Raw genomic sequence first — 24,748 nt, 5'->3', positions numbered from 1 at the left:
TGCCGCCACCACACTGCTGATGCTCGGCGCCATCGCGGTCACCCTGTTGATGGGGATCATCCTGATGGCGCGCAAACTGGGCGTCGTCTTCGCCGCCGACAAGGCGGATCTGGTGGGCGCGCCACCCGGCTACGAACAGAAGACGCTCATCGCGCAGCTCGCCGACTCGATCTTCTCCGGCTTCCCGGCCGGCTTCTTCTACATCACCATCGTCACCGCGCTGATCCTGGTGCTGGCCGCGAACACCGCCTTCAACGGTTTCCCGGTGCTCGGCTCGATTCTCGCGCAGGACCGGTTCCTGCCCCGGCAGCTGCACACCCGCGGCGACCGGCTGGCGTTCAGCAACGGCATCCTGTTCCTGTCCGGCGCCGCGATCGCGTTCGTCGTGCTGTTCGGCGCCGAGGTGACCCGGCTGATCCAGCTCTACATCGTCGGGGTGTTCGTCTCGTTCGTACTGAGCCAGACCGGCATGCTGCGGCACTGGACGCGGCTGCTGCGCACCGAAACCGATCCGGCGGTGCGGCGGCGGATGCTGCGGTCGCGAGTGATCAACGCCATCGGCCTGACCATGACCGGCGCCGTGCTGATCATCGTGCTCCTCACGAAGTTCCTGGCCGGCGCCTGGATCGCGATCGTCACCATGGCCGCGATCTTCGGCCTGATGCGGCTGATCCGCCGCCACTACGACACGGTGGGGCGCGAACTCGAGGAGCAGGAGTTCACCGGAGTCCTGCCCAGCCGCACCCATTCGATCGTGCTGGTGTCGAAACTGCATCTGCCGACGCGCCGCGCGCTCGCCTATGCCCGGGCCACCCGGCCGGACACGCTGGAGGCGGTCACCGTCAACGTCGACGAACCCGATACCCGGGCGCTGGTGCGCGAGTGGGCCGACAGCGATATTCCGGTGCCGCTCAAGGTCATCGAATCGCCCTACCGCGAAATCACCAAACCCGTGGTGGATTACGTCAAGCGGGTGCGCAAGGATTCGCCGCGCGACGTGGTGACGGTGTTCATCCCCGAATACGTGGTCGGCCACTGGTGGGAGCAGTTGCTGCACAACCAGAGTGCGCTGCGGCTCAAGGGCCGGCTGCTGTTCGAGCCGGGTGTGATGGTGACGAGCGTGCCGTGGCAGTTGAGTTCGTCGGCCAAGGCGCGCCGTCCCGAAGTGGTCAACGCACCCGGCGCGGTTCGCCGCGGCTACGAGGACCGTTCGTGAGTGCCGGGCCGGACTGGTCCGGACGCACACTGCAGGTGCGGCTGGGGCCACCCGGCCACGGTGGTTTCTGTGTCGCCCGGTACGAGGGCCGGGTGCTGTTCGTCCGCCACGGCCTGCCCGGTGAGCTGGTGCGAGCCCGGGTGACCGAGGACCGTGGCGGCTCGTTCTGCCGTGCCGAGGCGATCGAGATCCTGGAGGCGTCCCCGGACCGCGTGGCGCCGAACTGCCCGGTGTCGGGTCCCGGCGGCGCCGGCTGCTGTGATTTCGCCTTCGCCACTCCCGAAGCCCAGCGCGGTGTGAAGGCGGCAGTGGTGCGCGAGCAGTTGCAGCGCCTCGCCCACTGGGACACCGACATCGTCGTGGAACCGCTGCCGCTCCGCCCCGGCGACGAGACGGTCGGGGCGGGAGCGGCTCCCGGGCGAGCCGCCGAAGCGCCCGAAACCGGGTGGCGGACCCGGATCCGGTTGGTGGTCGACGCCGAAGGCCGGGCCGGCGTCCATCGCTATCGCAGCAGCGATGTGATCGCGGATCTGCGCTGCCCGCAACCGGTTTCGGGTGCGGTGGACGGCATCGCCGAGAGCAGATGGACGCCCGGTGCGGAACTGGTGATCGCGGTGGACGCGGACGGTATGCGGCATGTGGTGGAACTCGCCCCGCCGGCCACGCCGCCGCGCCGAGGCGGTGACCGTCGCGCCACCGCCGCCCGCCGTGCCGCGGCCCATGCTCGCCGCCGCGAGCGGGTGGTGTCCGGCAGCGGACGGGCCGTCCAATACGTGGCGGGCCGCCGGTGGGACGTCTCAGCGACGGGCTTCTGGCAGCCGCATCGCGATGCGGCACAACGCTATTCGGACGTGGTGGCCGGCTGGGCGGATCTCGATCCGGGCTCCACCGCCTGGGATTTGTATTGCGGCGTAGGCGTTTTCGCGGCCCGGCTGGCCGAGCAGGCGGGACCGCGCGCCGTGGTGCTCGGCGTCGAATCCGCCCGCTCGGCGGTCGCGGACGGCGCCGCCGCGCTACGCGATCTCCACGCCGTCGACCTGCACGCCGAGCGGGTGGAGCGCTGGATCGCCGGCCAGGACCGTGCCCCGCAGGTCGTCGTCCTCGACCCGCCCCGTGCCGGCGCCGGCAAACAGGTCATCGCCTCGCTCACCGCCGCCGCGCCCGCGCGCATCGTTCATATCGGTTGCGACCCGGCCGCTTTCGCCCGCGACGTGGGTCTCTACCGCGAGGCGGGCTACCGCGTGCGCGAACTACGCGCGTTCGACGCCTTTCCCGCAACACACCACGTGGAGTGTCTGGCTCTGCTCGAACCGGCGTGACGGCACCGTCGGCGGTCACCGGCTTTCCCGTGAAAGTTGTTGGTGCTCAGGCCAAGTGCCAGGTGGCGCGCAGGTCGGCTGTGACCTCGTGCTCGCCGTATTCGACGGGGACCGGGGCGCCGGGGGCGGCCGAACGAGCGGCCACGAAACGGATGTCGCCACGGGGTTCCGGTGTGCCTGCCGCGTTTTCGGTGATCTCGAGGACCGATCCGAGGCTGCGGCCGGCGTGCGCGGCGTAGCGGCGGGCGCGGTCGAGGGCGTCGTCCCATGCCGCCTCGCGGGCTCGGATCAGCAGGTCGGCGCGGTCGGCGACAGCGAGGTTCAACCCGCCCAGGCGCACATCGTCGCCTCCGGCCTCGACGGCTCGGGCGATGACGGCGGCGGGATCGGCCGGTGTGGTCGCGTCGGGACGGGCCGTGGTGCCGAGGTCGGCGGTGGACGCGGTAGCGGCGCCGGGGATGCGCAGGCTGACCGTCAGCGACGTGGTCGCGACGTAACCGGTGATCCGGGTCCCCTCGTTCTCGGTCCAGGTCGTCTCGGTCCGTACGGACAAGCCGGTGGTGGCGATATCGCTCGCGGCCACCCCGTCCGCGCGCAGGGCGCCGGTGACCGCCGCGGTGCGTTCGCCCGCCCGGCCGTAGGCGACGGCCACCGCCTCGGCGCGCGTTTCGATCGAGATCGATACCTGCATCCGGTCGGGCGTCGCGGTCGCCACACCATGTCCGAATGTGGTGACGGTGGCGTGGCGCTGCCGCGCCGAAGAGTCGGCTCGTTGCTGCTCGACGGTCATATCGTCCTTCCTGCGGGCGGGACGGGCAGTCACCCACTGTAATGCGGTTGATCTATGTCGAGCCTCACACCGAGATCGGATGTCGCAGCTCGCCGGTCGTTCCCGTCGTCGGGCCCGGATGCGGCTCCGTAGACTGTTCGAGACAGATGAGCCATCGGAGAGGGAGCGAGAACGGTGGGAGTTCTTTCCCGGGTCGATACGCCCGAGGACCTGCGCCGGCTGACGGTGCCGCAGCTGCGCGAACTGGCCGAGGAGATTCGGGAGTTCCTGGTCCGCAAAGTAGCGGTCACCGGCGGCCATCTGGGTCCGAACCTGGGGGTGGTGGAATTGACCATCGCCCTGCACCGGGTTTTCGACTCCCCGGCCGATCCGATCATCTTCGACACGGGGCATCAGGCCTACGTGCACAAGATCCTCACCGGCCGCAAGGACGGATTCGATCGGCTGCGCAAACACGGCGGGCTGTCCGGGTATCCGAGCCGCGCCGAGAGCGAGCACGACTGGGTGGAGTCCTCCCACGCCTCGGCCTCGCTGTCGTATGCCGACGGTCTGGCCAAGGCCTTCGCGCTGACCGGGCAGGATCGCCATGTGGTCGCCGTCGTCGGTGACGGCGCGCTCACCGGCGGTATGTGCTGGGAGGCGCTGAACAATATCGCCGCCGGTCAGGATCGGTCGCTGATCGTCGTGGTGAACGACAACGGCCGCTCGTATTCGCCGACCATCGGCGGATTGGCCGACCGGCTGACCGCGCTGCGCATGCAACCGGCCTACGAACAGGCGCTCGACGCCACCAAACGATTCGTGCAGGGCATTCCGCGGGTCGGCAGCTCGGCTTATTCGATGCTGCACGCGCTCAAGGCCGGCATCAAGGACGCGGTCGCACCGCAGGAGCTGTTCAGCGATCTGGGGCTCAAATACGTCGGCCCGGTGGACGGGCACGATCCGGTGGCGCTCGAGGCCGCGTTGCGGCGCGCCAAGGATTTCGGCGGTCCGGTCGTGGTACACGCGGTGACGCTCAAGGGCCGCGGATATCAGCCCGCGGTCGACCACGTCGCCGACCAGATGCATTCCATCGGCGCCATCGACCCCGAGACCGGACAGCCGACCGGCGGCAAGACCGTCGGCTGGACGTCGGTGTTCTCCGAGGAACTGATCCGCCACGGTGAACAGCGCGACGACATCGTCGCCCTCACCGCCGCCATGTCGGGCCCGACGGGGCTGGCGCCGTTCGGTGAGCGATTCCCCGACCGGTTGTTCGATGTGGGTATCGCCGAACAGCATGCGATGACCTCCGCCGCCGGATTGGCGCTGGGCGGCCTGCATCCGGTGGTCGCGATCTATTCGACCTTCCTCAACCGCGCCTTCGATCAACTGCTGATGGATGTGGCGCTGCTGAAACTGCCGGTCACCCTGGTGCTGGATCGCGCCGGTATCACCGGTGACGACGGCGCCAGCCACAACGGCATGTGGGATCTGTCGGTGCTGGGCATCGTGCCCGGTATTCGCGTCGCCGCCCCGCGTGATGCGGTGACCTTGCGCGAGGAACTGGCCGAGGCGCTGGCCGTCGCCGACGGGCCGACCGCGCTGCGTTTCCCGAAAGGCCCTGTCGTCGAGGAGGTTTCGGCGCTGGAACGGCTCGACGGCGTCGACGTGCTGCGGATGCCGGAAGGCTCCTCGGCGCAGGCGGTGCGCGGCGACGTCCTGCTCGTGGCGGTCGGCGCGCTCGGCGCCACCGCGGTCGCGGCGGCGGATCTGCTGGCGGACCGGGGAATTACGGTGACGGTGGTGGACCCGCGCTGGGTGCTGCCGGTCTCCGACACCGTCGTCAAACTGGCCGAGAACTATCGCATGGTGGTCACCGTGGAGGACGGCGGCCTGCACGGCGGTATCGGCTGCACCGTCTCGGCGCGGCTGCGCGATTCCGGACTCGACGTGCCGACTCGCGAACTGGGCGTGCCGCAGCAGTTCCTCGAGCACAGCTCGCGTGCCCAGATCCATCAGGAGCTGGGCCTGACGGCCGAGAACATCGCCGAGCGCGTTACCCGGTGGCTGACCGGTGGTGCGGTGTAGATTCTGAAACCGGTTACAGTTTTCGTCGCCGGTAGGAGTCCGCATGTCGTTCGTGCTCGTCGAGAAGCCTCGCCCGCAGATCGCGCTGGTCACCCTGAACCGGCCCGAACGCATGAACGCCATGGCGTTCGACGTCATGATCCCGCTGCGGGAAACGCTCGAGTCGGTGGCCGCCGACAACGACGTCCGCGTCGTCGTGCTCACCGGAGCGGGTCACGGCTTCTGCTCCGGCGCCGATCTGCAGGGCGCCGGCCGGGTGCCGAATGTCGAGGGCCTCACCCGCACCACCGTGGCGCGGCGTTCGATGGACCTGCTCGACAATGTGATGACCACGCTGCGGCGCATGCATCAGCCGGTGATCGCGGCGATCAACGGGGCCGCGATCGGCGGTGGGTTCTGCCTGAGCATGGCCGCCGATATCCGCATCGCGTCGGAGCAGGCCTACTTCCGTGCCGCCGGCATCAACAACGGCCTGACCTCCGCCGAACTCGGCATCAGCTATCTGTTGCCGCGCGCGATCGGTGCCTCCCGGGCCTTCGAGATCATGTTGTCCGGCCGCGATATCGACGCCGTCGAGGCCGAGCGGATCGGCCTGGTCTCCCGCACGGTCGCCGCCGACAAACTCCTCGACACGTGTTACGAACTGGCCGAACGCATCATCGGTTACAGCCGGGTGGGCACCGAACTCACCAAGCGCATGCTGTGGAGCGGGATGGAGGCCGGCAGCCTGGAATCGCATATGCAGCACGAGGGTACGGCCCAACTGTATGTGCGGCTGACCACCGAGAATTTCGACGAGGCCATCCGCGCCCGCCGCGATCGGCGCACCCCGGTCTACGAAGACTGATCCGGCTCCGGGAACAACGCCGCGGTCAGCTCGGGAACCGCCAGTTCACGCTGCCAGGCCCGGGCGCCGCTGGCCTCGAGATATTTGCCGATCGCGGCCGCCGGATCCGACGGCGTTGCGCCGGTACGGAATTCGGGCAAGCCGTCCCAGCAGAGGCGGCGCAGCAGATCCGGAGTCAGCAGATTCTCCACCGGCACCGCGTGTCGCTCCGACAGCCCGTTCATCGCGGCCCGGGCAGCGGCCAGACGAGCCGCCGCGACCGGATCGCGACGCTCCCAGCGATTGACCGGCGGCGGGCCGTCGAACGGTTGCGACATCGGCGGCAACTGCGAATCCGGTAGCGCGCGAGCACGTTCCACCGCGTTGAGCCATTCCCGCGAATATCGCCGCTGCCGCGGTCCGCCGAACACCGGCAGCGTGCGCAACTGCGGGACGGTCTTCGGATCCGCCTGCGCCGCGGCGATGATCGCCGAATCCGGCAGGATCCGCGCCGGCGCCACATCGCGATGGCGCGCGATACCGTCACGGGCCGTCCACAATTCGCGCACGGTCGCGAGCTGTCGCGCCCGCCGCAGCGTGTGGATGCCCGAGGTGCGCCGCCACCGATCCGGCTTCGGCGGGGCGGGGCGGGCGGTGCGCACATGTTCGAATTCCTGTGCGGCCCAGTCGGATTTACCCTGTTCGGCCAGCACTGCCGCGACCTCGTCGCGCAATTCGACCAGCAGTTCCACGTCCAGGGCCGCGTAGTTGAGCCAGTCCTGCGGCAGCGGCCGGGTCGACCAGTCGGCGGCGCCGTGCCCCTTGCGCAGTTCCCGGCCCAGCAGCCGCGCCACCATGGCGGCCAAACCGACCCGCTCGAATCCGGCCAACCGGCCACCCAGTTCGGTGTCGAACAGCCGAGCCGGTCGCAGCCCCAGTTCGGCCAGGCACGGCAGGTCCTGGTCGGCGGAATGCAGCACCCATTCCAGGTCGTTGATCACCGCCGCCAACGCGTCCACCGCGCCCGGATCCGGTATCGGATCGATGAGAAAGGTTCCGCTGCCGCGCCGGCGCAGCTGGATCAGATAGGCCCGGTTGGAGTAGCGGAATCCGGAGGCGCGTTCGGCGTCGACGGCCAGTGGGCCGGAGCCGGCGGCCAGCGCGGCGGCCGCGTCCGCGATGTCGCGGGCGGAATCGAGAACCGGGGGGATGCCGTCGGCCGGGGCGAGCAGAGGAACCGCGCTGTCCGCGTCGTGCTGCGCGGGCTGCTGCGGCGGCTGTGATGTCCTCGCGATGGTGTCGGACTCGTCGGCTTCGGGCATAGCCCGAACTCTACGTGTCGCTCAGAACTGGTCGTCGGCAATCTGCGGATGCGGGCGCAAATGGGTGATGCCGGCCGGGGGCAGTCCCGCGGCGTAGGCGAGCACCTCACAGAACGCCTCGACGTGCGGGGCCAGCTGGGGCGAGCCGACCGTCCACGAGGCACGCAACTCCAGTTGATACGCGCGCGGCGGCCCGGCGATATCGCCGTAGCGGACCGAACTCGTCGAGGTTACCGTGCCACCCAGGGCCGTGAACTCCTCGCCGCGCGATTCCAGGGCGTCGACCAGCCAGCTCCAGGCCACCTCCGGCAGCAGCGGATCGCCGGCCAGCGCCGCGTCGATATCGGCCTGGATGTAGGCCACCAACCGGAAGACCCCGTGCCAGGCCTCGTGCCCGTTCGGGTCGTGCAGCAGGATCAGGCGGCCGAAGGCGTCGTCGTCGGAATCGACCGGGATGACATTGGTGTCGGGATGTTTGACCTCGGCTCCGATGGCGTACGAATAGGGTGCCAGGCGTTGTGGGGGCCGGATCGGTGCGAGCTCGATCCGAGGATGGACGGATGCGGTGCCCATCGCATCGACCGCGGCGCGAAACTGGGCTGGTTCGCTGTCAGGGCCCGGGGTCGGTGCGGCGCCGTCGCGGAAGTCGAGCGGTGTCACGACTGTGAACGGTAGACCCCTCCGGTGTCCGGCACGCGGAGGCGCGCCGCTACGGGCGCCGTGACCGGGCGGGGACGGCCGCGCGGGTAGGTGCCCGGCGGCGGCATACGATAGCGGGGATGAGCACACCAACCCGCCGCCGCTTGCCCGATGCGCCGTTCCTCGCCGCCGCCACCGGCGCCGGACCCGGCCGCCGTCCCGTCTGGTTCATGCGGCAGGCCGGCCGGTCGCTGCCCGAGTACCGCGAACTGCGCGCGGGCATCGGGATGCTGGAGTCGTGTTTCGACCCGGAGCTGGTGTGCGAGATCACCGTGCAGCCGGTCCGCCGTCACGGTGTGGACGCGGCAATCCTGTTCTCCGACATCGTCGTTCCGCTCAAGGCGGCCGGTATCGATCTCGATATCGTGCCCGGCGTGGGGCCGGTCATCGCGAATCCGGTGCGGTCGGTCGACGATGTGCGCGCGCTGCCGAGGCTGCGGCGCGAGGAGGTCGGCGCGGTCACCGACGGCGTGCGGCTGTTGCTCGACGAACTCGGCGAGACGCCGCTCATCGGATTCGCCGGTGCCCCTTTCACTCTCGCGTCCTATCTGGTGGAGGGCGGGCCGAGCCGCCACCACGAGCGGACCAAGGCGCTCATGCTCGGCGATCCGCGGACCTGGCACGCGCTGCTCGGTGTGCTCACCGATATCACCGTCGAATTCCTGCGCGCCCAGATCACGGCCGGCGTGGACGCGGTGCAATTGTTCGACTCGTGGGCGGGCGCGTTGTCGCTGGCGCAGTACCGGGAATTCGTTCTGCCGCATTCGGAACGGGTCTTCGCCGAGATCGGGCAAGCCGGTGTGCCGCGCATCCATTTCGGAGTGGGCACCGGTGAACTGCTGGGCGTGATGGGGGAGGCCGGAGCCGATGTCGTCGGCGTCGACTGGCGGGTGCCGCTGACCGCCGCGGCGCGCCGGGTCGGACCCGGAAAAGCGTTGCAGGGCAATCTCGATCCGGCCGTTCTGTTCGCCGGCAGCGAGGTCGTCGACCGGGAGATCCGCCGCATCGCCCACGAGGCCGACGAGGCGATCACCCTCGGCGCCACCGGCCACATCTTCAACCTGGGCCACGGCGTGCTGCCCGACACCGACCCCGGCGCGATCACCGCGGCGGTCGAGCTGATCCACGACCTGCCCACGCCGCTGTAAGCCGCCTCGCCGAATACCGAGGGCGCAGGCCGTCCGGTGGCTCGGAGGCGGGACCCGGGCCTGCTCCGGCGGACGGGTACGTTGCAGGGGGCGGTAGCGCCACGGGTACGAGTGAGGAGCAGGTATGCGGGTCGTGGTGGTCGGGGGCGGGATCAGTGGTCTGGTCGCGGCGTATCGGCTGCGGACGGCCCTCGGCCCGGAGCTCGAACTGGTGCTGCTGGAACGGCGCGACCGGGTCGGCGGCATTCTGCACACCGGTGAGATGGCGGGCGAGCCGGTGGATCTCGGGGCGGAGGCGTTCGTGGGCCGCCGGCCCGAAATCCCCGCGCTGCTCGCGGAATTGGACCTGTCCGAACAGTTGGTGCACCCGGCCGGGCGGCGACCGCTCATCTGGTCCGGCGGCACCGCCCACCCCCTGCCGGAACGCACCCTGATGGGCATTCCCGCCGGGCCCGAGGCCGTGGCGGGCCTCGTCGACGCCGACACCCTGGAGCGCATCACCACCGAGCCCACCCGGCCGCTGCGCTGGGAACGCGGCGGTGACGTCACGGTCGCCGAACTGGTCGGGGACCGCTTCGGCGCGCAGGTGGTGCGGCGCAGTGTCGATCCGCTGCTGGGCGGGGTGTACGCCGGGCGTGCCGAGTCGATCGGGGTGCGGGCGGCGCTGCCGACCCTCGCCGCCGCCCTCGACGCCGGCGCCCCGAATCTCACCCGCGCGGTCGCCGACGCCCTGCCTCCACCGTCCACGGCCCCGGTCTTCGGCGGCCTGCGGGACGGATATCGCGTACTCCTCGACGCCCTGCGCGAGGCCGCCGCGCCGAAGGTCGAAACCGATACCGCGGCAACGGGTCTGACACGGACGGCCACGGGCTGGCGGGTCGACCCCATCGGCGCGGTGGATGCGGTGATCCTGGCCACCCCGGCCCCGGTCACCGCGACGCTGCTCGGCGCGGTCGCCCCCGCAGCCGCCGCGGTCGCGGCCACCATCGAACTGTCGTCATCGGCCGTGGTGGCGCTCGGACTTCCCGCCGACACACCCCTGCCCGACAATTCCGGCATCCTGGTCGCCACCGGAGAATCCTTGCGCGCCAAGGCGTTCACTCTCTCCAGCCGCAAGTGGCCGCATTTCGCCGAACGCGACGTGGCGCTGGTGCGCGCATCCTTCGGTCGCTTCGGTGACGACACCCCGCTGAGCTGGTCGGACGAGGATCTCGTGGCGGCCGCGGTGGCCGATCTGTCCACCGTCACCGGACTGCCGATCCGGCCGCAAACCGCCCTGGTGCAGCGCTGGCGCGGTGGCCTGCCGCAGTACGCGGCGGGTCACACCACTCGCATCGCGGAACTGGAATCGGCGGTCGCGGCACTGCCCGGCCTGGCGATCGCCGGGGCCTACCTGCACGGCGTCGGCGTGCCTGCCTGTGCTGCCTCGGGAACCGCTGCGGCGCAACGCATTCTGTCGCGCTGAGCGGACGTTGCACTCGGCGGACGGGTTCGGCACGGCGCATCGCGGCTTGGAGGGCGTGCCCCCACGACCGTTGTGGTGCCGCAGAACACGGGGTCCGGCCGTCCTGTCCCACAGCGCTCAGTGGCACGATGGAGGCTATGGCGCGACTCGATTACCAAGCTCTCAATTCGACCATCCGGTATCTGATGTTCTCGGTGTTCCAGGTCACACCCGGAGTGCTGGGCGATCAGCGCGACACCGTGGTCAAGCAGGCGCGGGAGTTCTTCGACTCGCTCGAGGAGCGTGGCGTCGTGGTCCGCGGCCTCTACGACGTGGCCGGCCTGCGCGCCGACGCCGATTTCATGATCTGGTGGCATGCCGAGCGGATCGAGGATCTGCAGGCCGCCTACGCCGATTTCCGCCGCACCACCGATCTGGGTCGTGCCAGCACGCCGGTGTGGAGCAATGCCGCGCTGCACCGCCCGGCGGAGTTCAACAAGAGCCACATCCCGGCGTTCCTGGCCGGTGAGGAACCGGGTAACTACATCTGCGTCTACCCGTTCGTGCGCTCCTACGACTGGTATCTGCTGCCCGACGAGGAGCGTCGCCGCATGCTCGCCGACCACGGCAAGCAGGCCCGCTCCTATCCGGACGTGCGGGCCAATACGGTGGCCTCGTTCGCCCTCGGCGACTACGAGTGGATTCTCGCCTTCGAGGCACCGGAACTGCACCGCATCGTCGACCTGATGCGCGATCTGCGTGCCACCGATGCCCGCAACCATGTGCGCGAGGAGATTCCGTTCTTCAGCGGCCCGCGCGTGGACGTCGAACAGCTGGTCAACGCCCTCCCCTGAGCGGCGCGATCCGCCGCTGCCCCCGGAATTCGGGGCGTGCCGGAATGCGGCCGGGCCCGTAAGGTCTTCCCGTCAGCTCGGTCGCGCGCCTGCTCGGCGCGCGATCCGCAGCGGTCGGCGGATCGCATGCGGCACTCGGGCGGCGGGTTCGAACCCTCGCCCTGTCGCGATCAGCCCGCCGCGTCGTCCGAGGGGTGCAGGCGCAGCGCGATCGAGTTGATGCAATACCGCTTGTCGGTCGGGGTCGGATAGCCCTCGCCCTCGAAGACGTGCCCGAGGTGGCTGTGGCAGTTGGCGCACAGCACCTCGACCCTGCGCATCCCCAGCGAGTCGTCGGCGCGCAGGATCACCGCGTCGGAATCGGCCGGATCGAAGAACGACGGCCACCCGCAGTGCGAATGGAACTTCTCGGTGCTGCGGAACAATTCGGCGCCGCAGGCCCGGCAGGTGTAGACGCCGGTGGTTTCGGTGTCGGTGTATTCACCGGTGAAGGCGCGTTCGGTGCCCGCTTCGCGCAGCACCGCGTACTCCTGCGGGGTCAGCCGTGTCCGCCACTGCTGCGGACTCAGCTCGATCTTGGGTGCCGGAAGCGATGAGGTCGCGGGCGAACCATCCTGTGAGCTCATGACGCGAGTCTAGTGGCGCCGCCCGACCGCTACCGGGCCGCACCGGATCGCCCCAGGTCAGCGCAGTGCACCGGCCTCGGACTGGGCCGTCGGATCCATCGTGTCGTCGTCGGGCACCGTTTCGTGGCGCTCGATGCGCGGCGCCGGCTCGGCGGGAGCGGCGGGGGTCGTGGTCTCCTTCGGCAACAGGAACGCCGGCTCGATACCCGAATCCAGCCGGCCCTCCCGCCGTGCCGCGAGGTACCGGTCGCCGAGGACGCAGAACGTCACGATCAGCAGCAGCGCCCAGCCGAAGGTGACGCGCAGGTACTCGAGCGCGCGCCCGGTGCTCTGCCAGTGGTCGAGCAGCCACTTGTCGTAGGTCATGAACCCGAAGATCGCCAGCCACGCCGGCCAGTTGCGCAGCACCGAATTGCGCAGCACCACTGTCATGAGGAACGGGAACAGCATCATCGAGTAGTACTGCTGTCCCAATCCGGACAGCAGCCAGGAGGCGATCAGGATGATGCCCGCGGTGGTGCAGACGAAGAACAGCTCGTCGTCGCGGCAGTAGCGGTACAGCAGCCACAGCGAGATCAGCACCAGCACACCGAGCGTGATGCGCATACCCCAGGTCAGCCACATCGGCAGTCCGTAGTACTCGGCATTGCCCGCGATCGCGCTGTTGAAGTAGTCACGCGATTTGAGCAGATAGGGCAGCGTGCGGTGGACGAAGTCCATCGGATCCTTGGTCAGCGGCCACGCGACCGCCATCAGCACCACCGGCACGCCGATCGCGGTGATGAAGACCTGCCACTGGCGGCGCGCCAGCGGTATCAGCAGCATCGGCGCCAGCGTCGGTTTGACCGCGATGGTGAGTCCCATGACGAGCCCGGCCAACAGGTCCCGCCGCTGCAGCAGCAGGTGGATGAACAGCACCTCGGCCAGCAGCAGGCAGCCGTTGACATTGCCGAAACCCAGTGTGTTCATGACGGTTTCGGAGGCGAACATCAGTAGCAGCAACAGCGGCGCGGCCACCGATTTCGTCGAGTACTTGAACAGCCGCAGCAGCAGATACCAGGCCAGGATGATCGCCACCGCGTTGAGCGCGATGAAGCACCAGCGCGATTTCTCCGGGTCGATCAGCGCCAGCGGCGCGATCAGCAGGGTGCCACTGGGCGGGTACAGGTAGTGCGGGTCAACCAGGTCGAAGTTCTCGCCGTAGATGGCGCGTCCGTTGAGGAAGGCCAGCGACGCCTTGTAGACCGGCGCGAAATCGTCGGTGATGGAGAAGTTGGTCCCTTTGACGATGACCTGATGCAGCACTGTGAGGATCGCAAACGGCCACAGTGCGAAGTTGAACACTTCGGCGGTGGTGCGAGCGGTGCGCGGCTCGAGCTGACGAAGGAACACTGGGGCACGGTACACCGGAAACCTGGGCGAGGGTTGCGCGGACCCGCCGTCGGGCGCGCGGGAGACCGCTTTTGCCGGAAGTGTGCCGCGCCACTTCGTGCGCCCCCGCACGATCGCCTCAGGCCGGGCAGGCGGTGCCGTCGGCCGGCAGCGTGCCGTCCTTCAGGTAGCCGACGATGTTCTGCTGCGCGCAACCGGAATGGGTGAACACCGGATGCCCCCAGCCCTGCCACTGCACGGTGGAGGTGCGCGCGCCGGCGGCACCCAGCGCGCCGGTGACCGAGGATCGCCCGTCGCCGCCGACGACGGGATCGGCGGTGGTGCCCAGCACCAGCACCGGCAGGCTGAACTTGTCCGGCAGTCGCGGCGCCTGCGCCACCGGCCACGCCGAACATTGCATCAGTCCGGTCGCCGCCGTCTTCCCGAAAGCGGGGTATTTGGCGGCCCAGTCGATTTCGAGCTGCTTGGCACGGTCGGGGGTCGCGGGCTGCTGGTCGTCGCTACACCGGGAGACGAACTGCCCGTCGGCTCCCACCGCTGCCGCCTCCCGGGTGACCAGAGTCTGCAGAGGCCCCTGATCGCCGCGTCCGGCCGCCGACAGCGCGTCGGCGAGTTCGGTGGTGTGCGCGGCCTGATCCGCGCGCGGATCGCCGAGGAACGCGGTGATCGTGGTGGTCAGCGCCGAGGCCGAGAGGGTGCCGAGTTGTCCCGCTCCCGCCCGGTTGATCAGATCGGTGATCGCGGCGCGCGGATCCGCGCCCAGTGCGCATCCGAGATCGGCGCAGCGGCGGGCGAATCCGGTCAGCGCCGCCTCCGCGCCCTTGACCTGCTGTTCGGTCCGGGTCACCGCGTCGGTGTTCGCCGGTTCCGGCGAATCGAGCACCAGCCGGGCCAGCCGGTCGCCGAATTTGGCGGCGTAGCTCAGCGCCACCCGCGCACCGTTTCCGGTCCCCAGCAGATCGATGTGGTCGACCTGCCACTGCTTGCGCAGCTGTTCGATGTCGTCGGCGGCGTGCGGGGCGTCGAAGGTGCCCTGATAGGGCTGCAGGAAGTCCTGGCAGGCGATGGTGGCGTTCTGGCTCAGTGTTCCCACCGCGTCCACCCGGTCGCCGCCGCCGGGCGCGAACTGGGCATTGTCGGCCAGTCCCTGCCGGGTGTCGTCGGGCAGGCAGTCGATCGGCTGGGAGCTGCCGATTCCGCGCCGATCCACCCCGACCACCGGCCGGCTCGCCAGAATCGCCGCACCCGGTCCGGAGACCAGGCCCGCGACGGTCGCGGTGGAGGAACGGTCACCGCCGGAGGTCACCACCAGCGGCGCGGCGTCGGCGGGCGTCTGCGGTGTGCGCGCGCGGACCGCGGCGATCCGGAAGGTGCCCAGCACGGTGCCTCCGGAGTCGATCGGCGCCGAGAACTCCGCGCAATCGAAATTCACCCCGGCCGGGGCCGCCCCGGTCCCCAGCAGGGCGAAGGTGGGTGCCGCGCAATCATGCCAGGCGAGATCGGTTTTGGGGACCTGGGCCTGCGGTGGCGGCGCCGGCGCGGCGCTGGTGCTCGTGGCCGGACCCGAGCCGCCGTGCGGCTGCTCCACCGCCACGCCCGGCCGCTGCGACGGCCCGGCACCACAGGCGGTGGTCAGCAGAACCGTCAGCGACGATGCCAGCAGAGCGGCGCGAGTCCAACGCATGCGCTACAGCCTGCCAGGTCCGGCGCGCCGTTTCAGCCTTGGGTGCGGCTGCGCTCCCACCGGGTCAGCACCGTGCCGTCGTCGTCGATCAGTGCGTGGCGCAGGCTCATCGGGGTCGGCAAGGCATTGGGCGACACCGCGATTCGGCCCGCCGTACCGCCGACCAGCAGCGGTGAGACGGTCAGGCACAACTCGTCGACCGCGCTCGCGCCGATCAGTTCACCGAACAGCGAGGGCCCGCCTTCGCACAGCACCCGCAGCAGTCCGCGCTCGCCCAGCACACGGCGGATGTCGGCGGCGGTGACGGTGCTCTGCCCGGCCTCGATCACCTCCGCGCCGGTCTCGGCGAGCAGACGTTTGCGTTCACCGTCGGCCGCGGCGGTGGTGAGGATCATCGGCGGGCGCTGGGTGTCGGTGAACAGCCGGCTCGCCGGATCCAGCGCCGCGCTCGCGGTCACGACCGCGATCGGCGGCGGCGCACCGTCGCGCGCCCCGCCCAGCCCGTGATGATGCAGACGCATGCGGCGCCGGGAGTCGGTGCGCGCACCGCCGTAGTTCTCCACACGCGCGGTTCCGGCGCCGACGACGATCACGTCGGCCAGATCGCGCAGGATGGCGAAGACGGTGGCGTCGGCGGGCCGGCCCAGTGCGCCGGAGCGGTCGTCGACGGTGACCGCGCCGTCGAGGCTGGCGATGAAGTTGACCCTGATCCACGGCCGCTCCAGGGCCGCCGGATAGGTGTAGAGCTGAACCAGGTCGGTGATCTCGCCGGCACCGTCGGTGGTCAGTGCTGTGAACTGGATCGCATCGGGGACACGCTGCATAAGGTCCGATCACACCACGTCAGTACGCTACGAGCGTGCAACAACGCCTCGTCGATCGTCATCCGGAGGTTCCGGCCGATCAACTCATCGCCCAGATGGTGCCCCCGCCCACCTTCGACGAGGTGAGTTTTGCCTCCTACATTCCCGACCCCAAGGAGCCGACGCAGGCCGCGGCCGTGCGCGCGGCCGAGGATTTCGCCGCGCGGGTCGGCAAGATTCACGCCGCCGCCGGTAAGAAATCCCTGTTCGGGAAGAAGAAGCAGGTCGACGGTGCCGGGCTGTATCTCGACGGCGGATTCGGTGTCGGCAAGACGCACCTGCTGGCCTCGATCTTCCATGCCTCGCCCGGTCCGAAATCGTTCGGCACCTTCGGCGAGGTGACCAACCTGGTCGGCGCGCTGGGCTTTACGAACGCGGTGGAACGGCTGGGCGGCAACAGCGTGCTGTGCATCGACGAATTCGAACTCGACGATCCGGGCGACACCATGCTCGTATCGCGGCTGCTCACCGAATTGACCGCGCGCGGCGTGTCGGTGGCGGCGACGTCGAACACCCTGCCCGATCAGCTGGGCGAGGGCCGGTTCGCCGCCCAGGACTTCCTGCGCGAGATCCGCAAGCTGGGTTCGCTGTTCGACGCCGTCCGCGTCGACGGTCCCGACTACCGCCATCGGGATCTGCCGCCCGCGCCGGAGCCGACCGATCCGGGGCTGCTGACCGAAAAGGCCGCGGCCACACCGAATTCCACGCTCGACGACTTCGACGCGCTGCTCGCCCATCTGAGCACACTGCATCCGTCGAAGTACGGTTCGCTGATCGCCGGGGTGTCGTCGGTCTACATCTCGGCGGTGCACACCATCACCGATCAGGCGGTGGCGCTGCGGATGGTGGTGCTGGCCGACCGGCTCTACGACGCCGGCACGCCGGTCACCGTGTCGGGCGCGCCGCTGGACAAGATCTTCTCCGAGGAGATGCTCGGCGGCGGCTATCGCAAGAAGTATCTGCGCGCGATCTCGCGCCTGCTGGCGCTGTCGCGATTCGAGGTCCCGGCGGGCTGAGTCCGGACCGTACGGCGTACTGTCGGGAGGCGAATTCCCCCATGGACGACTGTCCAGTTTCCCTCTGAACGGAGCTGACATGGCCCATCGTTCGATTCGCCTCGCTGCCACGGTCGCCGCCGGCACCCTCATCGCGACCGGTCCGGCACTGGGTGTCGCGGTCGCCGCCGACCCGCCCGCGGCCCCCTCGTCGGTCTCGGCGAACACCGAGGACCGGTCACTGCATCTGGCGAGTGTGCAGAATGCCCGCGATATCGGCGGATACCGCACCACCGACGGCCACGTCGTCCGGACCGGCCTGGTAATCCGTACCGGCGATCTGAGCAAACTGTCCGCCGCGGATTCCGCCGCGCTGTCCGCGCGCGGGCTGCGGGTCGTCGACGATCTGCGCACGAGCTACGAGCGCGCGCTGGGCCCGGACCGGGTGCCGGTGGGGGCGACGCTGAACATCCGCGATGTGATCGGCCAGGCGCCGCCGCAGGTCATGGCGTCGACGCTGAGCGCCGGCAGCGACCTGTACCGCGCGTTCATCACGGCTCCCGGTGCGAGCGAGGCATTCGCCGGAGTCCTGCACGACATCGCCGGCAGCGACGGGCCGGTGCTCTTCCACTGCTCGGCCGGCAAGGACCGCACCGGCTGGACCGCGGCCGTGCTGCTGACGATCCTCGGCGTGGATCGCGACACGGTGAACTACGACTTCCTGCTGTCGAACTACTACCGCGACGCCGCCGAGGGCGACACGATCAACGGGGTCGTGCAGTCGGCGCTGGATTCCGCCTTCGATCAGGTGGATCGCAGCTACGGCAGTTTCGACAACTACGTGCACGACGGATTGAAGCTGACCGACGGCGATATCGCGACCTTGAAGGCGAAACTGCTGTCCTGACCGGAGATTTCGGCACGCGGGTGGAATCCGGTTGCGGGACAGCCGGATTCACAACTCCCGTCGCATCACGAAGTCGTGGCACAACTGGTCGCCGACGGTGAAGGTCTTGGTGCCGATCCGGCGGAAACCGTGCTTGCCGTAGAAGCGCTGGGCTCGCTCGTTGCGCTGGTTCACACCGAGCCAGATCACCGGATATCCGCCGCGGCGGGCGTAATCCACGGCCGCGTTCATCAGGGCGGTCGAGACGCCGCTGCCGTGATGGCCGGGCATCACGTACATCTTGCTGATCTCGAGCGCGGGGCGTGCTTCGATCAGGGCGGCGACGACGGGATCGACCGGTTCGCCGGAGATCAGCATGGTGTAGCCCACGATGTCGCCGCCGAGGACGGCCTTGAGCACGATCCGCCGCGGATCGCTCAGATAGTCGCCGAAGCGCTCGCCGGACAGCACCTCGGCGATGAAGGTGTCGATGTTCTCCTCGGTCAGCTCCGGCGGGCAGGCCAGGGGAAAGGTCGCGGTGGCGACGTCACTCAGTTCCTCGGCGTCCCAGAGTCCGGCGCGGTCGACGACGACTTCCTGCTCGGTCATGGGTCCAGTACAACATGTCCGGCGTGCGTCGCCGACAGGTCGCCGGGCGCCGGACGCGGCCGGAAGAAGCGGGCGGTGGCGATGAGGACCAGCGCGAACAGCAGCGGGATCGCGAACCCGATCCGCAGGCTCGAGGCGGCGGCCACCGCACCGACCACGCCGCCGCCGATCAGCGTGCCCGCGTAGTTGAACAGGTTGAGCCGGGCGATCACCGCGTCCAGTCCGCGTCCTTCGGTGAGCCGACCGGCCTCGCTGAAGCACAGCGGCGCGATCACGGGCAGGCCGAGGCCCGCGATGAGGAATCCGGCCAGTGCCGTGGCCGGTCCGGGCGCGGCCACCACCAGCGCCAGTCCGAGTACGCCGATACCGGCGGCCGTCCGCACCACCGCTCGCGCGCCGTAGCGGCGCACCCACCAGTCGCCGCTGAGCCGGGTGAGCAGCGAGGCGCCCTGGTAGGCGGCCAGTGCCAGCGCCGCCGTCGCCGACGAGGACAGCAGATCGTCGGTGAGGTAGAGCGCCGACCAGTTGCCCACCGCCAGATCGATCGCGAACACCAGCGCCATCGCGATTCCGAGCGCGAGATAGGCCCGCAGGGCAACGGGCGCAACGGCTTCGGGGGTACGGCCCGAGTCGGTGGGCTGTGCCTCGGCCTGGCCGGCGCCGAGCAGTCGCGGCCCGAACACCAGACTCGCCACCGCGACCACCGCGGCGGCGACGGTGACCGCGTAGGGCAGCGTGATTCCCACCTTCTCGCAGCCGGAGACGAACAGTGCGCCCAGAATCGAGCCGGCACTCCACGCGGCGTAGAACGACGACAGCACGAACCGCCCGTACCCGTGCTGGATGAAGACCGCTTGCATATTCGTGCCCGCGTCGACCATGCCGACCGCGATCCCGTAACAGCCGAGCGCGATCAGATCGACCACGAGATTCGGGGCGACCGCGATCGCGAGCCCGCTCACCGCGATCAGCGCCAGCCCGGCCCGCAGCGCCACCCGGCTCGACCAGCGCAGCGCCACCCGCTCGGCGAGCAGGCTGCCGCCGGCGGCCAGGCCGGAGATCAGTACGACCGCGACCAGGATGACGGTGTCGGTGAGCCCGAGCCGATCGCGCTGTTGCGGCAGTTCGGTGAGGACGACAGCGAGGAAGAAGCCCTGGAGAGCGAAGGCCACCGAATTGGCGGTGCGGGCGGCCCGCAGGGTGGTCGATACAGGAATGTATCCGCGGTCGAACATCTGCGCAGCCTAATGGGTGAGTGCCCGCAGGCGATAGCGGAGAGCTCGAGTCCCGGCGACGGACGTTCCGGCTTCGCAACGTCGCGATTACGCCGCTGTCCGACCGCGGGCGATTCCGCAGTTCACCGGACTCGATGATCACGTCGGGCTCCCGGTTGGATAACGAAACCGGTCACGGGGACGTGTAGCCCCCTGGCCGGTGCGGCACTCTGGAGACAGCGGACCGCACGGGCCGCTGGTGCACGGGTAGGGGAGTGGTCGCGTGAGTACGACAGAACGGGCCGACACGAGGCAGCAGACGACGACGCTGGCTCCCCTGGAGCCGGTGAAACTGCCTGTGGTGGAGCCGAATCCGCGCGGACATCAGGCGGGTGACCGGTGTCGCGAACCGGGATGTGGCGACTGTCACTGGGATGTGCAGCGGCTCAAGTACTGGTTGCGCGGCAGGCTGCTGGCGGCGGGCGCCGACGACGCCGAGGTGGACAAACCGCTGGGTGCGCAGACGCCGGGTCTGCTGTGGCGGCGTGGGAACCGGATGTGCGCTATCGAGGTGCGCAGCGCGCCGGTCTCGATCGAGCACGCGCGAAAACGCACGGCCCGGTTGAAGGCGGTGGGCTGTGACGAGGTGTTGTGGCTGTGTCCGACCGGATACTGGATCGGGCAGATACCGGCGCTGGGCGTGGACGATTTCGCGGCCGCCGGCTGTGAGTACCGGGCATTGTCGGGTGGGCTGGTCGTCGATTCCGACGGTATCCTCAGCCCCAGGCAAACCCCGTGGGGAATAAGGGAATTCATCGATGGTTGGGTCGCCGGCGAGTTGGCCTGCGGGTATTTGGACGAGGACACGAGAGGGTGGGCGACGGTGAGCGATTGGGAGGCCCACACCCACGCACAGGCGATGATGATCGCGCAGCAGCGGCAGGAACTGCTCGACCAGCGCACCGAATTGGCCCTGGCGCGCAGGGCGACTCGCGACAAAGCCAAACAGATGCATAAGATGATGCACCGGCTCGAACGCGCCGAACTCGTCGCCGGGGAGTTGGATGCGGTCAAACGCCGGCTGTCCGATCGCGACCGGCTGGAGGCCGGCCTGCGGGTGCGGATCGCGCGTCAGCGCGAGGCGGTGCTGCACTGGCAGCTGATGACATGTTTCGCGATGCTGGTGATCGTGACGTTCATCGTGGCGGGATTCATGCTGAAGTAGGGCTGGTCAGGTCGCGCTCAGACGGAAGGGGGCGCGATCCCAGCGCCAGCCGTGGCGCAGGACGAGCGCGATCAGGTCCACCGGTTCCAGGCCGGTCTCGTCGGCGAGGCCGCGGAATTCGGGCCAATGTACGGCGCCGGTGGCGATCCGGTTGCGGAGGATGTTCTCCGAGCGCGCGGATACCGTGTGCCGCAACAGATCCGGCTCCCCGAGTCGGCTGCCGGTGAACACCAGCCATCCCCAGCCGCGGGCGTGCGCCTGCGTCCGGGCCGCCGCGAGGCGCATCCGGTTGGCGTGTAATCCCAACTGCCCCAACGCGACCACATCGATCAGCAGCACCCGTCCGTCGGTCAGCCGCGCGGCGGCGGTGGGGCAGTAGGAGTCCGCGACATCATCGACGGTGAAGTCGACGGCCACGGGCCGCTCGGTGTAGCTGTCGACCTGTTCGCTGTCGTCGAGCACGCGCAGCAGCCGGGCCTGCAGCGCGGTATCGAATGTGGTTTCGCGGCCGAGCTTCTCGGCGAACATGTGGCCGCGGGCGTCGTCGTCGGCATCGACCGTCGTGATGGGCAGCTCGGGCAGGTCGTCGGGATCCCCACTCGGCCAATCCACGCGCCGCAGCAGCGGAAGCAGTTGCCCGGCAGTGGGTTCGGTCACCCGAGGGCGATCGAGATGCCACCGGCCGCGCTGCTGCCATCCCGCGATGCGCTGATAGACGAAACCCGCGACCCGTTTGGCGTCGATCAGCGAATGCCCCGCCAGCCGCAGCTTCAGATACGCGAGGTCTTGGGCGGCGATGTCGCAATCTCCGACATAGGTTTCGATGAGCAGCGTGCGCGTCAGCCGCTGATCGCCCCATCCGACCGGATACTGCTCGGCGAACACGGCGGGGTCGGGGTAGCCGGTGGCCTGCACGCGCCGCAGCAGCTGCCCCGCCGCCCGCGTATAGAGCTGCCGCACCCGGTCGCGGGAGAGTTCGAAGCGGGCGCCCAGCAGCGTCAACGTCTCCGGGCGCGCACCGTCGAGCCCGAGCCGGCGGGTGAGCAGCTCACCGTCGCGGGGGCGTTCCTCGGCCTGCGCCGCGACCATGTCCGCCAGCGTGTCGGTCATCTGCTCGGAGGTGAAGGAGAGGCCGTCGCGCAGGTCGTCGAGCAGCCCGGCCTGTATCTCCTCGATCCGGTTGGTCGTCACCACATGCCTTTCGCTGTCTCGCACGTCCTTTCGAAAGCCTATGCCCTCGTGCGGGTTCCGGGCGCTCGCGCGCGGGCGTGTCGATGTGGTGACCAGATTCGACGGCGGGCCGCTCGCGTCGTTCAGCGGCGAGCCGCTCAGGTCATTCAGCGGCGAGCCGGTTCGGTGAGGCGGCTGTTCCGATCCGCGTCGGCCCTTCGCGACCCACCGGCTTCGATGGCGAACACGGTGATCAGCAGCGCCACCACCCACGCGAGCGCCGATCCGATCGCCAGCGTGTGGACGGCGCCGACGAAGCCCGCTCCGGTCGGCGATCCGGCCACCGCACCGAATATCGCTACGCCGCAAGCGGTTCCGACCTGCCGGGCGGTGTTGGACACACCCGTCGCGAGCCCGGACCGGTCCGCCGGTATGGCGCGTACCGTCGCCGCGACCACCGATGTCGTGATGAGCCCGGACCCGCAGCCGAGCACGGTGAAGCTCAGCAGCAGCCCGCCGCTTCCCCCGCCGCCGTCGAGGGTCAGCAGCATCGCCGAACCGCAGGCCGCGAGGGCGCAGCCGATCGCGATCGCCGGGCGCGGACCGTGCCGGGCGGTCAACCGCCCCGATACCGGCGCCAGCAGCACCAGCGGCAGGGCCAGCGGCAGCACGCTGACGCCGGCCGCGACGGGGGAGCGCCCCAGCGTGTCCTGCAGATACAGCATGCCGAGGAACAGGATGCCGTTGAAGATCAGGTTCATCATCAGCGCCACGACATTGGGAGCGAGAAATTCCTTGTGCCGCAACAGGTCCACCGGCAGGAACGGATGCGTGCTGCGCCGCCCCGAGCCGCAGGCGCCCGCCAGAGCGCCCACCGCGACCACCGCCGCGATGCCGACAACCGCGGTCCCGGCATGATGACCCGCGGAGATGATGGCGAACACCAGCGCGCTCAGTCCGAGGACGAACCCGGCCAGCCCCGGCACATCCAGACGGCCACCATGCCGCGCTGGTGCGGCCGGTACCACGGCCCGTGCCGCCACGGTCGCCGCGATCGTCAGCGGCACCGCGATCCAGAACACCGGCCGCCACCCGAAACGGTCCACGAGAATTCCGCCGAGCAACGGCCCCGCCGGCAGCGCCAGCGACGAGACCGCCGCCCACGTGCCCAATGCCTTCGCCTGTCGGGCACGATCCGGGAAGACGTCCACGATGACGGCCATGGTGCTGGGCAGCAGCAGCGCCCCGCCCACGCCTTGGACCACCCGCGCCGCGATCAGCACCCCGATCGCCGGGGCCAGCGCGCACGCCAGCGACGCCGGCCCGAAGACCGCGAATCCGGCCAGCAGCATCCGGCGATGACCGATCCGATCGCCGACGGTCCCCGCCGCCAGCAGCAGTCCCGCGATCGCGATCACATATCCGTCCACCACCCACTGCAGCGATGCGACGTCCGTCCGCAGACCACGCCCGATCGCCGGCAGCGCGACATTCACGATGGTCACGTCCAGCAACACCAGAAACATCCCGGCGCACATCACCGTGAGGATGATCGCCGGGTTGCGAACCTGTGGAGTCGAAGTCATATCCGCAGTGTCTGTGCGGAACCCTTCGGCCGGGGCCGAAGTATCGGGGGTCAGTTACGGCGGCGGAACCATTTGCGGCGCCGGCGACGACGGCGATAGACCACGGCGGTGACCTGCGCGCCCAGGGAGTCGGTGACGTAGAAGTACTCGCCGCCGAGGTCGGCGGCGGCATAGGCGATCTCGTCGATCGAGCCGTGGATGTCGCCGGCGCCGAACCGGCTCAACGTCATCTCGACCGCTCCGACCCGCTCGAATCCCTCGGTCGGCGCCGCATCGAGTTCCTCGGCACGCGCACGCACCACCCCAATGTCGGCCGAGCAGGGACCATAGTCAAGGTCTCGGAACCGGGCCGGGCGCCGAGCGCAGGGCGAATCTTTCGGGCAGCTTTCGGCCGGACGCCCGCCGGCGACGATGATTCGGCGCTCGCCGAAGTGTTGTCGCGGCAGACTCGGATCATGACCGATCGCCGACCTCTCTACGGTTATGCCGATATCGCCGCTGTCGGCGCCCTGCTGGCCGACGCCACCCGGGCGCGCATGATGATCGCCCTGGCGGACGGGCGCGCGCTGCCGGCGTCGGTGCTGGCCGCGGAAGCCGGCGTCGCGGCCTCCACGGCCAGTGAGCATCTGGCCCGGCTGGTGGAAGGGGGACTGCTCACCGTCGAACGATCCGGCCGGCACCGGTATTACCGCATAGCGAATTCCCAGGTCGGGGCCGCGATCGAAGCGTTGGCGGTGCTGGCGCCGACGCGGCCCGTACGCTCGCTGCGGGAATCCACCCGCGCGGCGGCGCTGCGCCGGGCGCGCAGTT

General features: G+C 69.7%; 23 protein-coding genes. 11 read left to right on the top strand and 12 right to left on the bottom strand.

What is annotated here, in order from left to right:
- Together ON23_RS17135 and ON23_RS17130 are read left to right on the top strand one after the other, a co-directional pair.
- On the top strand, positions 1–1,216 hold a 1,216-nt coding region (locus ON23_RS17135), incomplete at its 5' end, for an APC family permease (RefSeq protein ID WP_039779377.1).
- On the top strand, positions 1,213–2,535 hold the full coding sequence (locus ON23_RS17130; RefSeq protein ID WP_039779376.1) for a class I SAM-dependent RNA methyltransferase: 1,323 nt from the start codon (positions 1,213–1,215) through the stop codon (positions 2,533–2,535). The genes ON23_RS17135 and ON23_RS17130, both read left to right, overlap by 4 nt.
- A 46-nt stretch (positions 2,536–2,581) precedes the next feature.
- On the opposite strand, the gene ON23_RS17125 is transcribed toward ON23_RS17130, so the two are convergent.
- Positions 2,582–3,325: an SIMPL domain-containing protein gene (locus tag ON23_RS17125; protein ID WP_051042792.1), complete on the bottom strand. Its 744-nt coding sequence runs from the start codon at positions 3,323–3,325 to the stop codon at positions 2,582–2,584.
- Positions 3,326–3,499: 174 nt separating this feature from the next.
- Between ON23_RS17125 and dxs the strand changes: the two genes are divergently transcribed.
- Both dxs and ON23_RS17115 read left to right on the top strand, forming a co-directional pair.
- The gene (gene dxs, locus ON23_RS17120) at positions 3,500–5,395 is read left to right on the top strand and encodes a 1-deoxy-D-xylulose-5-phosphate synthase (protein ID WP_039779374.1); all 1,896 of its coding nucleotides are present in this window, start codon (positions 3,500–3,502) and stop codon (positions 5,393–5,395) included.
- Between the two features lie 43 nt (positions 5,396–5,438).
- The gene (locus ON23_RS17115) at positions 5,439–6,242 is read left to right on the top strand and encodes an enoyl-CoA hydratase (RefSeq protein ID WP_039779373.1); all 804 of its coding nucleotides are present in this window, start codon (positions 5,439–5,441) and stop codon (positions 6,240–6,242) included.
- Here ON23_RS17115 and ON23_RS17110 read toward each other — a convergent pair.
- Together ON23_RS17110 and ON23_RS17105 are read right to left on the bottom strand one after the other, a co-directional pair.
- The gene (locus tag ON23_RS17110; protein ID WP_039779372.1) at positions 6,230–7,543 is read right to left on the bottom strand and encodes an HRDC domain-containing protein; all 1,314 of its coding nucleotides are present in this window, start codon (positions 7,541–7,543) and stop codon (positions 6,230–6,232) included. The two genes, ON23_RS17115 and ON23_RS17110, sit on opposite strands and share 13 nt — an antisense overlap.
- 21 nt (positions 7,544–7,564) lie before the next feature.
- A complete protein-coding gene (locus ON23_RS17105; protein ID WP_081879712.1) occupies positions 7,565–8,203 on the bottom strand; it encodes a DUF3000 domain-containing protein in 639 nt (212 codons plus the stop codon).
- 119 nt (positions 8,204–8,322) lie between these two features.
- On the opposite strand from ON23_RS17105, the gene hemE reads away from it, so the two are divergent.
- The 3 genes from hemE to hemQ all read left to right on the top strand — a co-directional run bounded on the left by hemE (position 8,323) and on the right by hemQ (position 11,688).
- A complete protein-coding gene (gene hemE / locus ON23_RS17100; RefSeq protein WP_051042791.1) occupies positions 8,323–9,390 on the top strand; it encodes a uroporphyrinogen decarboxylase in 1,068 nt (355 codons plus the stop codon).
- A 124-nt stretch (positions 9,391–9,514) separates the two neighbouring features.
- Positions 9,515–10,855 (top strand): protoporphyrinogen oxidase, encoded by a 1,341-nt coding sequence (locus tag ON23_RS17095; RefSeq protein WP_039779370.1) that lies wholly within the window; start codon positions 9,515–9,517, stop codon positions 10,853–10,855.
- Positions 10,856–10,992: 137 nt separating this feature from the next.
- Positions 10,993–11,688 (top strand): hydrogen peroxide-dependent heme synthase, encoded by a 696-nt coding sequence (gene hemQ, locus ON23_RS17090; protein ID WP_039779386.1) that lies wholly within the window; start codon positions 10,993–10,995, stop codon positions 11,686–11,688.
- A gap of 170 nt (positions 11,689–11,858) precedes the next feature.
- Here the strand turns inward: hemQ and msrB are convergent, their stop codons facing one another.
- The 4 genes from msrB to ON23_RS17070 all read right to left on the bottom strand — a co-directional run bounded on the left by msrB (position 11,859) and on the right by ON23_RS17070 (position 16,214).
- The gene (msrB, locus tag ON23_RS17085) at positions 11,859–12,314 is read right to left on the bottom strand and encodes a peptide-methionine (R)-S-oxide reductase MsrB (RefSeq protein WP_036502993.1); all 456 of its coding nucleotides are present in this window, start codon (positions 12,312–12,314) and stop codon (positions 11,859–11,861) included.
- 57 nt (positions 12,315–12,371) lie between these two features.
- Entirely contained in the window at positions 12,372–13,706 is a 1,335-nt protein-coding gene (locus ON23_RS17080) for a glycosyltransferase family 87 protein (protein ID WP_223273853.1), read from the bottom strand.
- Between the two features lie 118 nt (positions 13,707–13,824).
- Entirely contained in the window at positions 13,825–15,390 is a 1,566-nt protein-coding gene (locus tag ON23_RS17075; protein WP_039779369.1) for an alpha/beta hydrolase, read from the bottom strand.
- 32 nt (positions 15,391–15,422) lie between these two features.
- On the bottom strand, positions 15,423–16,214 hold the full coding sequence (locus ON23_RS17070; protein WP_039779367.1) for a pyrimidine reductase family protein: 792 nt from the start codon (positions 16,212–16,214) through the stop codon (positions 15,423–15,425).
- Between the two features lie 35 nt (positions 16,215–16,249).
- On the opposite strand from ON23_RS17070, the gene zapE reads away from it, so the two are divergent.
- Positions 16,250–17,269, top strand: coding sequence for a cell division protein ZapE (gene zapE, locus ON23_RS17065; RefSeq protein WP_039779366.1), 1,020 nt, complete (start codon positions 16,250–16,252; stop codon positions 17,267–17,269).
- A 79-nt stretch (positions 17,270–17,348) separates the two neighbouring features.
- Entirely contained in the window at positions 17,349–18,155 is an 807-nt protein-coding gene (locus tag ON23_RS17060; RefSeq protein ID WP_039779365.1) for a tyrosine-protein phosphatase, read from the top strand.
- Between the two features lie 48 nt (positions 18,156–18,203).
- Here ON23_RS17060 and ON23_RS17055 read toward each other — a convergent pair whose 3' ends face one another.
- Positions 18,204–18,743 (bottom strand): GNAT family N-acetyltransferase, encoded by a 540-nt coding sequence (locus tag ON23_RS17055; RefSeq protein WP_039779364.1) that lies wholly within the window; start codon positions 18,741–18,743, stop codon positions 18,204–18,206.
- Entirely contained in the window at positions 18,740–19,978 is a 1,239-nt protein-coding gene (locus ON23_RS17050; RefSeq protein ID WP_051042790.1) for an MFS transporter, read from the bottom strand. Before ON23_RS17050 ends, ON23_RS17055 begins: the two co-directional genes overlap by 4 nt.
- Positions 19,979–20,240: 262 nt before the next feature.
- Here ON23_RS17050 and ON23_RS17045 point away from each other — a divergent pair, with 262 nt between their 5' ends.
- Positions 20,241–21,182, top strand: coding sequence for a hypothetical protein (locus ON23_RS17045; RefSeq protein ID WP_223273852.1), 942 nt, complete (start codon positions 20,241–20,243; stop codon positions 21,180–21,182).
- 6 nt (positions 21,183–21,188) lie between these two features.
- Here ON23_RS17045 and ON23_RS17040 read toward each other — a convergent pair whose 3' ends face one another.
- The 3 genes from ON23_RS17040 to ON23_RS17030 all read right to left on the bottom strand — a co-directional run bounded on the left by ON23_RS17040 (position 21,189) and on the right by ON23_RS17030 (position 24,237).
- Complete coding sequence (locus ON23_RS17040; RefSeq protein WP_063821287.1) at positions 21,189–22,373, bottom strand: hypothetical protein; 1,185 nt, start codon at positions 22,371–22,373, stop codon at positions 21,189–21,191.
- A 146-nt stretch (positions 22,374–22,519) separates the two neighbouring features.
- Entirely contained in the window at positions 22,520–23,938 is a 1,419-nt protein-coding gene (locus ON23_RS17035; protein ID WP_063821286.1) for an MFS transporter, read from the bottom strand.
- 50 nt (positions 23,939–23,988) lie between these two features.
- Entirely contained in the window at positions 23,989–24,237 is a 249-nt protein-coding gene (locus ON23_RS17030; RefSeq protein ID WP_143860386.1) for a hypothetical protein, read from the bottom strand.
- A gap of 156 nt (positions 24,238–24,393) precedes the next feature.
- Here ON23_RS17030 and ON23_RS17025 point away from each other — a divergent pair.
- Positions 24,394–24,748: ArsR/SmtB family transcription factor (locus tag ON23_RS17025; protein WP_039779378.1), on the top strand; the 355-nt coding region annotated here is incomplete at its 3' end.

Source organism: Nocardia cerradoensis NBRC 101014 (assembly GCF_000308535.1).
GTDB classification, from domain to species: Bacteria; Actinomycetota; Actinomycetes; order Mycobacteriales; family Mycobacteriaceae; genus Nocardia; species Nocardia cerradoensis.
This window is presented reverse-complemented; position numbering and strand designations above follow the sequence as displayed.